An 11,992-nucleotide genomic window follows, 5' to 3' on the forward strand; every position below is an offset into this window, starting at 1 on the left:
TCCTCCCCCCTCCCCCCGGGGAGAGGGGGCGGGGGTGAGGGGGGCGCTCCGGGCGATTCGCCCGCGTCCGAGTAGCTCGCATCGTTCATCGCTCACCCCCGGCCCCTCTCCCACAGGGAGAGGGGGGAAACGGGTTTCACACTTTCTGTTCCGCACCCGCGTATCGTCGCCATGTCGCAAACGACCCTCCTCCTCATCCGTCACGGCGCCACCGAGGCGAACGAACGGGTGCCCTACATCCTGCAGGGGGACGGCATCGATCTGTCCCTCTCCGAGACCGGCCGCGCCCAGGCGGCGTCCGTCGGGAAGTTTCTGTCCGACGTGCCGATGACGGCGGTCTATTCCAGCGGGATGGTACGGGCGAACGAGACCGCCCAGGCGATCGCGGACCCGCACGGGTTAGAGGTGCAGATGGCGGAGGGCATTCGCGAGGTGAACGTCGGCGGGTGGGAGGGAATGAACTGGGGCGACATCGAAGCCGCCCACCCCGCGGAGTACGCCGCCTTCCGGGCGAATCCCGGGCACGTCGCCTATCTGCACGGGGAGAGCTACGCCGCCGTGCTGGCCCGGGCGGCCCCGGCGTTCGCCGATCTGCTGATCCGGCACGAGGGCGAACGCTTCGCGGTGGTGGCCCACAACGTCGTCAATCGGGCCTACCTCTCCGCGCTGCTGGGGATGCCGTTGGACCGGGCGGCCGATCTGCGGCAATCGAACGCCTGCGTGAACGTCATCACGCACGTCGCCGGGCAGGCGCCGCGGGTGGAGTCGGTGAACCAGAATCGGCATGTTCCGGGCGCCTGGGACTGACGGGCGTGCTCGAAACGAGCTGGCTTCGGGAATCGCTTCGTGCGCGGGGAACGTCTCTGGCCATCGGGGGCGACCCGGGTCTATGACCCGGCGCCCCACTGCGAAGGACCGCGTCCCGATGCCCCCCGCGCCCCGCCCGTCTGCCGTTTCCTGCCCCGCGGATCGCTGCGTCGTTGCGCAGTCGTCCGTCGCCCGGTCGGCCCGCGTTCTGTCGACGATGGGCGTGGCCTGTCTCGTCGTCGGCGCCGGCGTCGTGACCGCTCAGGAGCGAACCGCCGAGCAACGACCCGCTCCGCAGGCAATGCGGGTGGATACGCTCTCGCCCACCCTCGAAGCCACGTTGCAAGCGTGGTACGACGCGACGAAGGGCATTGAAAAGCTGGAGGGCCGACACACGCAGGTCGAATCGGACGACACGTTCCGCTCCGAGAAGCACAGCGCCGGCCAGTTCTTCTATGAAGGGCCGGACAAGGGACGCATCGACATGGGGCCGCGTCCCGCGAATCAGTGCAGACCCCGAGCGAGGCAGGGGATGAATCCGTACAAGGTCGTCCCGGGCGAGGTCACCCAGTGGGTCTGCAACGGCGTCGACCTGAAGCAGGTGGACGTCGCCAAGAAAGAGGTGACGGTCACGCCGATCCCGCCGCAGCATCGCGGCAAGAACATCATGAACGGCCCGCTGCCGTTCCTGCTGGGGATGCCGCCCGAGGTGGTGAAGCAGCGTTTCAAAATCAGCTTCCCCGGCGCTCAGTTCGAGCCGAAAGGGGATATCCGCACGTGGCTGGCGGACCCGAAGAGCACCGTGATGCTGCGAGTCATCCCGCTGCTGGCTCAGGACGCTCAGAACTGGAAAGAGGCGCTGGTCGTGCTCTCCAAGCCCGATTTTCTGCCGGTTCGCATCAAGCTGTACGCCCCCGGCGGCGAAGGGGACACGGTCTATGAATTCAGCGATCTGAAGGTGAACCACAACCCGCTGATCCCGATCTTCACCAAAGATCCGTTCGAGCCGAACCTCGCCGGCTACAACCTCATCAACCTGAACCTCAACGGCGGCGGCCCGGAGCAGGGACCGTCCGTCGCCCCCGTGGCGTTGCCGCAAACGGTTCCCTCGGTCGTCGGATTCGATCACGCCCAGGCGGAAAAGGTGCTGCTCGCCCGGCGTTACCAGGTGAAGAAGTTCCCCGGGGAACAGACCAACGACAAGGAGTTCGTCGGCAAGGTGCAGGCCCAGCAGTATCCCGCCGGCGAGAAGCTGCCCGCGGGGAAGGTGGTCGGCCTGAAGATCTGGATGGCCGCCCCCGGCATCCGGCCAGCATCCGCCAGCCGCCCGGTCTCCCCGTAGCCGGTCTCCCCGTCGACCGCCGGACGATGTAGACCGACGGACGACATCGGCCGCACAGGGGAACGGTCGGTCAGTGTCGATCCGAACAGCGGCGACGGTCGTAACGAGGAGATAACGTGATTCGGTCATGCTGGCCGCGTCGCCCCGCGACGATCCTTCGAGGATCGCTTCCCGCCCCGCCTTCGCCCCCACCCGGGCGGAGAGCGGGGCGGTCTCCGTTTTGGTCGTCGCTCTGCTGATGAGTGCCGGCGTCGCATCCCTCCCCGTCGACGATCCGACGCCGCACCGCTCTCCGGTTTGCCGGTTGGACGTTAACGACGCCAGCCATGCGGAGTGGACGCTGCTGCGGGGCGTCGGCCCGAAATTGGCCGACCGCATCGTGGCGGGGCGAAGCGACGGCGGTGCGTACCGATCGGCGCCGGACCTGTTGGCGGTGAAGGGCGTCGGCCCCAAGACCTTCGCCCGGCTCGAACCGCACCTGCGGTTCCCGAGTGATGGGGCGCCGGTCGCGACCTTGTCCGACGGACCGACGCTCGCCGCTCGCTGAACGGCGCCCGCCGCACCAGCCGGGCGTGTCAGCGGGGCGGCGGCCGCAAACTCGCCCATCGCGGGTATGGCCCGCGCAGACCCTTCGGGTTCGTGTGCCGTCCGCCCCGCCGACCCCGCTGTCTTGGTCCGGCCGTGAATCGGGTGATACCATTCGGAACCGTTCGTTCCGATCTCCAAAGACCCCGCCGCGCCATGGCGTCCGACAGCGCTTCCTCCTCTGACGACGGCCCGTCCGCAGACGGCCCGGCCGAGCCGTCGGCCAAGGATAAGGAGATCGCGAAAAAGAGTTGGCAGCACGGCAACGGCGCGCTGTCGAAGCAGAATTTCGATCTGGCGATCCAGATGTACTATCAGGCGTCGCAGAAAGATCCCGGCAATCTGCTGTACCGGCAGAGCCTCCGCGGGGCGGAGAAGAAGAAGTACAAGGACAACGGTACCGGGGCGTCCATGAAGGGCGTCAAGCTGATGGGGGTGAAGGGCCGCATCAAGAAGGCCAAGGCCAAGAAGGACTGGGCGGCGCTCGATACCGCTGCGGAGGAAGGGCTGAAGATCGATCCGTGGGATGTGGAGATGAACCTCTCCGTCGCCGACGCCGCCGAGGGCCGCGAGTACTACGAGATCGCCAAATTCGCCGTCGACGCCGCCCTTGCCAGCAATAAAGAGGACGTCAAATTGCTCACGCGGTACGCCAACCTGCTCGAGGAGCTGGAGGAGTACGAACCGGCGTTGGTGCTGTGGGGCAAGATCAAACAGATCACCCCGGACGACCCGGCGATCGACCGCAAACTGACGGAGCTGCACACCAGCAAGATGATCAAGAAGACCGGCGGGGAGGAAGGCGAGGGCACCGCCGCGATGAAGCAGAAATCCACTGCCTACGACGAGGCCAGCGGCCGCGGCGACGACGAGGTCGACGGACCCGGTCAGGATCCGGTTTCGGATCTCAAACGCCTGATCCGCAAGCAGCCGGACGATCCGAACCCCCGCGTCCGCCTGGCGGACCTGCTGTTCAAAAGCGGCAAGCTGAAGCAGGCGGCGCTCACGATGAAGGAGGCCGCGGAACTGTCCGGCGACATCTCCATCAAGGAGCGTTACGAGGACATGATGCTGGCGGAGATGCGTCAGGAAGTGGACGCCTCTAAGCAGAAGGCCCGCCAGTTGAAGGACGAGAAGCGCCTCGCCCGGGCCAAGAAGTACGAAGCCCAGATGAACGACAAGGCCGTCGAGATTCTCACCCGGCGGGCGGAGCATCACCCCAAGAACATGAAGGTGAAGTTCGACCTCGGCGGCCGGCTGCTCGCCCGCAAAGAGGTCGCCAAAGCGATCCCGCTGCTCCAGCAGGCCACGACGGACACCCGGCTCGAACAGGCGGCCCGCGTCAGCCTCGGCGAAGCGTTCCTGATGGACGGCAAGCGGCCGCTCGCCAAGCGGCAGTTCATCAATGCGTTGGAGACGATCGACATCCACGAACAGCCGGAGCTGTTCCTGAAGTGTCACTACGCCCTCGGCCGGCTCGCGGAGGAGGCGAAGGAGACCCGCGAAGCCGAGAAGCACTACAGCGAAGTGCTCGGCCTCGACTACAACTACCGCGACGCGAACGACCGCCTGACGAAGCTCAGTGAGGAGTAATCGCGAGGCGAGCGGGGGGCGTCAGCCCCCTGAGTCGCGAGATTGCTGAGCCGCTCAGTCTCAGGGGGCTGACGCCCCCCGCTCGCCTAATCCTCGCCGATCTCCGCGCGGTACAGCCGTTCCACGTCGGCCCGGGACGCCGTGATGGTGCGGGCGAAGCCGGTCGCGGTGCGGACGTACTCCAGCGAACCGGCGTCGCGCGGCGCCGCGTGCAGCCGATCGGCCAGCCAACGGCGGTCCTCGGCGGGCAGATCGCCGCACTCCGCGTCGAAGCGGGTGCGGCGCTCCATCACCAGCGTTTCGAGCCGGGGGTCGTATTTCTTGAGAGACGCCATGACGTGACCTGGGAACCGCGACCGTCAGAGAGCCGGCTCCCTGACGGTCGCGGTTCTCCTCGAACCTCAGTTCTTATCCCAGATGGTTCCTGCGAACGCGAGGAACCGTTCCCAATCGAACCGTTCCAACCCGTGCCCGCCGGGGCGGAGGTGGTAGCCGCGGCGACCTTCGATAACTGCCTCGCCCGTCGCCGGCATCTGCGCGAGCGTCAGTTTTTCGTCTCCGAACAGGGTGAACGCCGGGTTCGCCTCCACGAGGCTGAGGAACTCTCCCTTCGGGTCGGCCCAGCCGTCCTCCGAGGCGCTCGCTGCATAGACGGCCCGCGGAGCGATCGCGGCGGCCAGTTGATGCTGATCGACCGGCAGGTCGTCCTCATTGTCGTCGTATTCGCGGAACCGCGGACAGAACCACCGCGGGAAATTCTCGTTGATGCGGGCGACCGTCTCCCCGAACCCGCGCCGCGACAGCGCCGCCCCGCCGCAACCGCTGTTGTTGGAGTAGCCGATCGAGAATCGGTCGTCCCGGGCCGCCGCCCACCAGGCCGCTTTCCCGCCGCGACTGTGCCCGGCGACGGCGACGCGGGTGGCGTCCAGGTCGTCCGTTTGTTCCGCATGGTCGATGATCCGGCTGGCGCCCCAACCCCACGCGGCCAGCGCCCCGCAGCCGTCCGCGGGGCGTTCGCCGTCGTTCGAGGCGCGATCTAACCCGTATGCCGCCAGCAGCTTCGTATCGAATTTGGCGTTATCGTCCGGGGCGAGACCGTCGGTCGGCAGGGCGACCGCGGCGTAGCCGGCGTCCGTGATCGCTTTCCAAGGAAAGAAGCCGACCTCCTTCTCGGGCGATCCCAACTCATCCGTCCTCGCCGGATGAACGAGCAGGACGACGACCGGGACCGGTCCCGGCCCCTTCGGACGGACGATCTGGAACGGGAAATTGAAGACCGTCCCGTTCGAGAGCAGGCACTGAGCGGTGCACGTCCGCCAATCGACCCCCCCCTCGACCCGCGAGTCCTCCTTCACCTTAATTTTAACCGGCGGCGGCGGGGCGACGCCGTAGACGTGCTGCTCGAAGAGCTTCACCAGTTTCGCCCGGCGTTCCGGCCAATCAGCAGCGGTTTCCGCATCGCCCAGAACGTCGGGCAGCGTGTAGTCGGGGACCTTCGATTCGTCGTAGTTGAATCCCGGAGGAGCGGCGACGGCGGCGAGCATCAGGGCGGCGAGCATTAGAATCGGGGGCGAGAGTGACGAAGAGCGAGAGCGAGCCGCGACGGCGGCGGTCGGGTCAGCGTTCGGCGGAGGGTTCCTCAAGGTCCACGCCGCGGTTCCAGGCGGGAACGCGATCGGCGGGCGGCTCGACGGGCGTGGTGAAGCGTTTCGGGAAATCGCCCGCCGGCGGACCGTTCGGGGCACGCCAGGGGAAGGCACGGCCGCGATCCGGCTTCAGGGGCAACGTGTCCCCGCCGGTCTCCGCCAGCAGACGGAAGAGATCCGCCTTCAACCGGGCCACGGTTGGTTGATGTTCCGGCGCCGCGATCAGGTTGACGGTCTCGTGCGGATCGGCGTGGAGGTCGAATAGCTCGTCCGTGTCCCACACGCCGTGGTAGCGGACGTACTTCCAGCGATCGCCGATCACCGCGTGGGTGGTCGGCGTCTGGGGGTAGTTCCACTCCCACAGGTATTCGTACAGGGTCACGTCGCGCCAATCGCCTTCGTTCCCCTTTAACAGCGGCAGGAAGGAGCGGCCGTCCAGCGGCGCGTCCTCCGGCCACGCGACGCCGCAGGCGTCCAGCAGGGTGGGGGCGAGGTCGATGTTCGCCACGGTCTGCGTCACGGTCGTGCCGGCCGGCAGTTCCGCGGGCCAACGCACGATCAGCGGGATGCGCACGCTGGCCGCGTAGGCGGTGCGTTTGTCGATCAGTCCCTGCTCCCCGAACTGGAAGCCATTGTCGCCGAGGTAGACGACGATCGTGTTCTCCGCCTGTCCGCTCCCCTTGAGCCAGTCCGTCAGCCGGCCGGTCGTCTCGTCGAGCGCCAGAATCGCTTCGCAGTACCGGCGGTGGTACGCAGCCAGATCGAAACTGTTCTCGCCGGTGCGGGGCAGGTTGTAGGCGAAGCCGGCGCCGTGGCGGCTGTTGCCTTGGTCCTTCAGCCAGCGGGGGCGATCGCCGGTGGGGGCGTCGGTCGGCTCGAAGCTCGGCGGGGGCTGCCAGTCGGCGTCGTCGTAGGTTCCTCGGTGACGGTCGGCCGGGACGAAATCGCTGTGCACCGCCTTGTGCGAGACGTACATCAGCCACGGCCGCTTCTCGCCGAGGTTCGCGTCGCCGCGGGCCTGCAGCCAGTCGAGGGCGTAGTCGGTCAGTTCGTCCGTGATGTAGCCCCGTTGCTTCACCCGCTCGCCGTTGACGTTGAGCGGGCCGTCGCTGTTCTGCGGCACCTTACGGCTCGTGCCGCGGCCGTCCGGGTAGTACGTGCCCTGTCCGCGAAAGCTGACCCAGTGGTCGAACCCGGGTTGGGCGACGTCGGTGTCGCCCATGTGCCATTTTCCCACGAAGGCGGTCTCGTAACCGCTGTCTTGCAGGTACTGCGGGAACCAGACGAGGTCCTCCCGCGGGGCGTTGTAGTTGTCCGTCACGCCGTGGTTGTGGGCGTACAGTCCGGTGAGGATCGACGCCCGGCTTGGACTGCACAGGCTCGTGGTGACGATCGCGTTCGAGCAGTGCACGCCCCCCGCGGCGAGGGCGTCCAGGTGCGGCGTCTTCAGGAACGGATGATCGAGAAATCCGAGGGCGTCGTAGCGGTGATCGTCCGCGAGGATCACCAGCACGTTCGGTCGGTTTCCCGTCGTCGATGACGGGCCGTCGGCGCGAGGCGGCATACTTCCGGGCGCGCAGCCGAGGAGCAGGGCGGCGAGCAGAACAGGCATCGGGCGACCCTCGCAAACCGTCATGAACCGGAGAATGCCGCCACCCTACCGCCCCCCGGCAATTGCTCGCACCCCAGCGGGGCGACATCATGCGGTTCCCTCTGCCACCCCGTTCGGGATCGTTCGCTGCCATGTTTGTTCCCCTACCGCTTGCCGCGGTTCTGTTGTGCGTCGGTCCCCCCAGCGACGATCCGCCGTCCACCGGACCCGCGATCGTCGCCGGCCGCACGGCGGAGATGTGGGCGGCGGACCTCTCCCACGAGAATCGCATCGTCCGCAATCGGGCGGCGCTCAGCTTGCGGGCGTTCGGGGCGGAGGCCGCGCCGTCTCTGGCCGATGCGCTGGAGCACGACGACGAAGCCGTCCGCTACTGGGCTGCCGAGGGACTGGGCATGACGCCGGACGCCCCCGCCGCCCAGCAGTCGCTGTCGACGTTGCGGACGATGGCGAAGGAGGGGGCGACCGCCGAACGACTGGCCGCGGCGTTCGCCGTGACGGCGCTCGGCGACCCCGAGGCGGGCGTCCCGACGCTGATCGAAGGGCTGGGCCATGCCAGCCGCGGGGTGGCGGTGTCCTCGGCGGACTTCCTCGCCCGGCTCGGCAAGCCGGCCGCCGCCGCCGCGGAGGCGCTGGAGAAGGCCGCCCTGAACCACGACGACTACCACGTCCGTTACCGCAGCGCCCAAGCGTTGAAAGCGGTGAGCGGCAAAGTTCTCAAGACCTCCGAGGTGCTGTGATGAACCGGATTCTTCTCTCCGCCTCCGCGCTGTCGCTGGTCGCGTCGCCGGCCCTCGCCGGGCACGCTGCCGCCGGGCACGACGCGGCGGGGCATCACCCGAATATTCTGTGGATCAGCGCGGAGGATATCTCCGCGGATCTCGGCGCCTACGGGGACGAGTACGCCACCACGCCGACGCTCGACGCCTTCGCCGCCGAGGGCGCGACCTACACCCGTTGTTTCGCGAACGCCGGCGTGTGCGCCGTCGCCCGCAGTTGCATCATCACCGGCATGTACCCCGTCGCGATCGGTTCGCAGCACATGCGCAGCGACGTCGTCCCCCCGCCGGAGGTGAAGTGCTTCCCGGAGTACCTCCGCGCCGCCGGTTACTACACGACGAATCGCTCGAAGACCGACTACAACTTCAACGCACCTCCCAGCGCCTGGGACGAGAACGGCACGAAGCACAAGGACTGGGCCGGTCGGGCGAAGGGACAGCCGTTCTTCTCGGTGATCAACCTCACGATCAGCCACGAGTCCAAAGTCCGCGATCCCGCGATGCGGAAGCGGATGGACGAACTGCTCGGCGACGATCGCCACGACTCCGCAAAGGTGAAGTTGCCGCCGTACATCCCCGACACCCCCGAGGCCCGCGCCGATCGGGCGCAGTACTACGATGTGCTGACGCTGCTCGATCGGCAGGTGAAAGAGATTCTCGATCGGTTGGCGAAGGACGGGCTGGCGGACGACACGATCGTGATGTTCTGGGGCGATCACGGCGTCGGTCTCCCGCGGGCGAAACGCTGGGTTTACGACAGCGGCATGCACGTGCCGATGATGATCCGCTGGCCCGGGACGATTCGGCCCGGCACGCGGAACGAGGAACTGGTCAGCTTCGTCGATTTCGCCCCGACGACGCTGAATCTCGCCGGCGTCGGCATCCCCGACCACATGCAAGGCCGGGCATTCCTCGGGGACGACCTGACTAAACCCCGCGATTACGTCTACGCCCACCGCGATCGGATGGACGAGACGTACGACCTGATCCGCGCCGTGCGGGATAAGCGCTACAAGTACATCCGCAACTTCTACCCGGAACGCAGCCGCGGCCAGAACCTCACCTACATGGACATCGGCGGCACGATGCAGTCGATGCGTCGCTTGAACGCCGAGAACAAGCTGACGGGGCCGGAACGACGCTATTTCCTGTCCACCAAGCCGGTCGAGGAGTTGTACGACACCAAGGCCGACCCGCATGAGATCTTCAACGTCGCCGCCGACCCGGCGCACGAGGAAATCCTCGAACGCCTGCGGAAACGGTTGGAGGACTGGCAGGTGGAGACCGGCGACCTCGGCATGTTGCCGGAACCGGTCGTGATCGAGGAGATGCGGCCGGAGGGGAAGAAGGCCCGGACCGCGGCGCCCCAGTTTCGGATGGAGTCTCAGGATGAGGACCGCGTCTCCGTCACGCTGACCTGCGAGACGCCGGGCGCGTCGATCGTGTACGGAATCGGCGACGAGCCGGCGACGACGCGGCTGTACGTCCAACCGTTCTCCGTGGACGTCGGCGCCGAAGTGAAGGCGCTCGCCTGCCGATTGGGTTTTCAGGACAGCAAAGTGAGCGAAGGAGGGACGCGGAAGGAGTAGTCGCCCGCCCTTCCCGGAGCCGGTTCGCGGCCGTACACTCCCGCTTCGCCGAACCCGCGGCTCACGCCGCGGGTTCTTTCTTTAGAGCCGCCGGGGGATGCTCCCTTCGGTCGCGGCTAACCCTCGAGTGACTGTGTCCGACACCTCCACCGCCCGTCCCCCCTTGGTTGAGAGAAGGCAGGACGTCCGAAACGTGGCGATCATCGCCCACGTTGACCACGGCAAAACGACGCTGGTCGACGCGCTGCTCCGTCAAAGCGGCGAGTTCCGCGAGGGCACGCTCGGGCAGGATCTCGTTCTCGACAGCAACGATCTCGAACGCGAACGCGGGATCACGATCCTCTCGAAGAACATCTCGCTGCCCTACAAGGGCACGCGGGTGAACATCATCGACACCCCCGGCCACGCGGACTTCGGCGGCGAAGTCGAACGCGTACTCCGCATGGCCGACGGGGCGCTGATCCTGGTCGACGCCTTTGAAGGCCCGCGGCCGCAGACGCGGTTCGTCGTCGGCAAGGCGCTGGAGGTCGGCCTGAAGCCGATCGTCGTCGTCAACAAGATCGACCGCCCCAATGCCCGGCCGGAGGAGGTGCTCAGCGAGACCTTCGATCTGTTCGCCGAACTGGGCGCCGACGACGAGACGCTGGACTTCAAGTACCTGTTCGCCAGCGGGATGGAGGGCTACGCCTCCGACGACCCCGAGGCCCGCGAAGGCACGATCGCCCCGATCCTCGACGCCGTGCTGGAGCACATCCCCGGCCCGGAGATCGACCCGGACGGCCCGCCGGTGGTGATGGTCACCAGTCTGACCTACAGCGAATACGTCGGCCGCGTCGCCACGGGGCGAATCGTCTCCGGCAGTTTCAGGACGAACCAGAAAGTCGTGCTGACGCGACTGGACGGCTCGCTGACGCCGGCGTCGATCACCACGGTCGAACTGTTCGACAAGCTGGGCCGGGTCGAGGTTCCCTCCGCGAGCGCGGGCGACATCGTCGCCCTCACCGGCCTGCCGGACCCGCAGATCGGCGACACCGTCACCGACCCGGAACGGCCCGTCACGCTCCCGCGGCTCGCCGTGGACGAGCCGACGCTGAGCATGCTGTTCACCATCAACTCCTCGCCGCTGGCCGGGCAGGACGGCAAGTACGTCACCAGCCGCAACCTCCGCGATCGTTTGCAGCGGGAGCTCCAGGCGAACGTCGCGCTGCGCGTGGACGAAACCGGCGACAAGGACAGCTTCAGCGTTTCCGGCCGCGGCGTGCTGCACCTCGCCATCCTGATCGAAACGATGCGGCGGGAAGGTTACGAACTCTCCGTCGGCGCCCCGCGGGTGATCGATAAAGAGGTCGACGGCAAGCGGCACGAACCGTACGAACACCTCGTGATCGACGTGCCCGCCGAGGGCGTGGGCGGGGTGATGACGTTGGTCGGCGACAAGCGGGGGCAGCTCTCCGAAATGTCCGCCGGCGCCGGCGGGTTGACGCACCTGGAATTCCACATTCCCGCCCGCGGCCTGATCGGTCTGCGGACGCGGCTCCTGAACGCCACCCGTGGCGAGGCCGTGATCCATCACCGCTTCGACGGCTATCGCCGGGCCGACGCCGACGTGCCGGGCCGCAAGAACGGCGTGCTGGTCTCCCAGATCGCCGGCAAGGTCGTCGGCTACGCCCTCTTTAAATTGCAGGAGCGGGCGGAGATGTTCGTCTCCCCCGGCGACCCGGTGTATGAGGGAATGATCGTCGGCGAGAACAGCCGCGATAACGACCTCGTGGTCAATCCTATTAAAGAGAAGAAATTGACGAACGTGCGGTCCAGCGGGGCCGACGACGCCATTCTGCTCAAGCCGCCGCGTCAGATGACGCTCGAAAGCGCGCTGGAATATATCGCCCCGGACGAACTCGTGGAGGTCACCCCGAAGGCGATCCGCCTCCGCAAGCGGCACCTCACCGAGAACGCCCGCAAGCGAGATCGCAGCAAGGGCAACTCGTAGCGCGTGCCTACTCCCCTCGCCCCCTTTTGGGGGAGAGGGGCCGGGGGTGAGG

At 67.3% G+C, this 11,992-nt stretch carries 10 protein-coding genes; 7 read left to right on the top strand and 3 right to left on the bottom strand.

Annotated features, from left to right (window positions below; all coding sequences use genetic code 11):
- Window positions 1-171: 171 nt before the first annotated feature.
- The 4 genes from LzC2_RS16985 (at window position 172) to LzC2_RS17000 (ending at window position 4,327) form a co-directional block, all read left to right on the top strand.
- Complete coding sequence (locus LzC2_RS16985) at window positions 172-807, top strand: histidine phosphatase family protein (protein WP_171189213.1); 636 nt, start codon at window positions 172-174, stop codon at window positions 805-807.
- 118 nt (window positions 808-925) lie between these two features.
- Window positions 926-2,149, top strand: a complete 1,224-nt coding sequence (locus LzC2_RS16990; protein ID WP_171189215.1) for a PASTA domain-containing protein — start codon at window positions 926-928, stop codon at window positions 2,147-2,149.
- Between the two features lie 127 nt (window positions 2,150-2,276).
- Complete coding sequence (locus LzC2_RS16995) at window positions 2,277-2,696, top strand: ComEA family DNA-binding protein (protein ID WP_171189216.1); 420 nt, start codon at window positions 2,277-2,279, stop codon at window positions 2,694-2,696.
- Between the two features lie 194 nt (window positions 2,697-2,890).
- Window positions 2,891-4,327: a tetratricopeptide repeat protein gene (locus LzC2_RS17000; protein WP_171189217.1), complete on the top strand. Its 1,437-nt coding sequence runs from the start codon at window positions 2,891-2,893 to the stop codon at window positions 4,325-4,327.
- 86 nt (window positions 4,328-4,413) lie between these two features.
- On the opposite strand, the gene LzC2_RS17005 is transcribed toward LzC2_RS17000, so the two are convergent.
- The 3 genes from LzC2_RS17005 to LzC2_RS17015 form a co-directional block, all read right to left on the bottom strand.
- Window positions 4,414-4,662 (bottom strand): hypothetical protein, encoded by a 249-nt coding sequence (locus LzC2_RS17005; protein WP_171189218.1) that lies wholly within the window; start codon window positions 4,660-4,662, stop codon window positions 4,414-4,416.
- A 66-nt stretch (window positions 4,663-4,728) separates the two neighbouring features.
- Window positions 4,729-5,886 (bottom strand): glucuronyl esterase domain-containing protein, encoded by a 1,158-nt coding sequence (locus tag LzC2_RS17010; protein ID WP_171189219.1) that lies wholly within the window; start codon window positions 5,884-5,886, stop codon window positions 4,729-4,731.
- A gap of 58 nt (window positions 5,887-5,944) precedes the next feature.
- A complete protein-coding gene (locus tag LzC2_RS17015; protein ID WP_171189220.1) occupies window positions 5,945-7,585 on the bottom strand; it encodes a sulfatase family protein in 1,641 nt (546 codons plus the stop codon).
- A gap of 131 nt (window positions 7,586-7,716) precedes the next feature.
- Here LzC2_RS17015 and LzC2_RS17020 point away from each other — a divergent pair, with 131 nt between their 5' ends.
- From LzC2_RS17020 to typA, 3 genes are all read left to right on the top strand, one after another.
- Window positions 7,717-8,322 carry a HEAT repeat domain-containing protein gene (locus LzC2_RS17020; protein ID WP_171189221.1) on the top strand — a complete coding sequence of 202 codons (606 nt, stop codon included), beginning with the start codon at window positions 7,717-7,719 and terminating at the stop codon, window positions 8,320-8,322.
- The gene (locus tag LzC2_RS17025; RefSeq protein ID WP_171189222.1) at window positions 8,322-9,950 is read left to right on the top strand and encodes a sulfatase family protein; all 1,629 of its coding nucleotides are present in this window, start codon (window positions 8,322-8,324) and stop codon (window positions 9,948-9,950) included. Before LzC2_RS17020 ends, LzC2_RS17025 begins: the two co-directional genes overlap by 1 nt.
- A 97-nt stretch (window positions 9,951-10,047) precedes the next feature.
- On the top strand, window positions 10,048-11,940 hold the full coding sequence (gene typA / locus LzC2_RS17030; protein WP_171189223.1) for a translational GTPase TypA: 1,893 nt from the start codon (window positions 10,048-10,050) through the stop codon (window positions 11,938-11,940).
- Window positions 11,941-11,992: the final 52 nt, after the last annotated feature.

This window comes from Alienimonas chondri, from assembly GCF_013036045.1.
Classification (GTDB): domain Bacteria; phylum Planctomycetota; class Planctomycetia; order Planctomycetales; family Planctomycetaceae; genus Alienimonas; species Alienimonas chondri.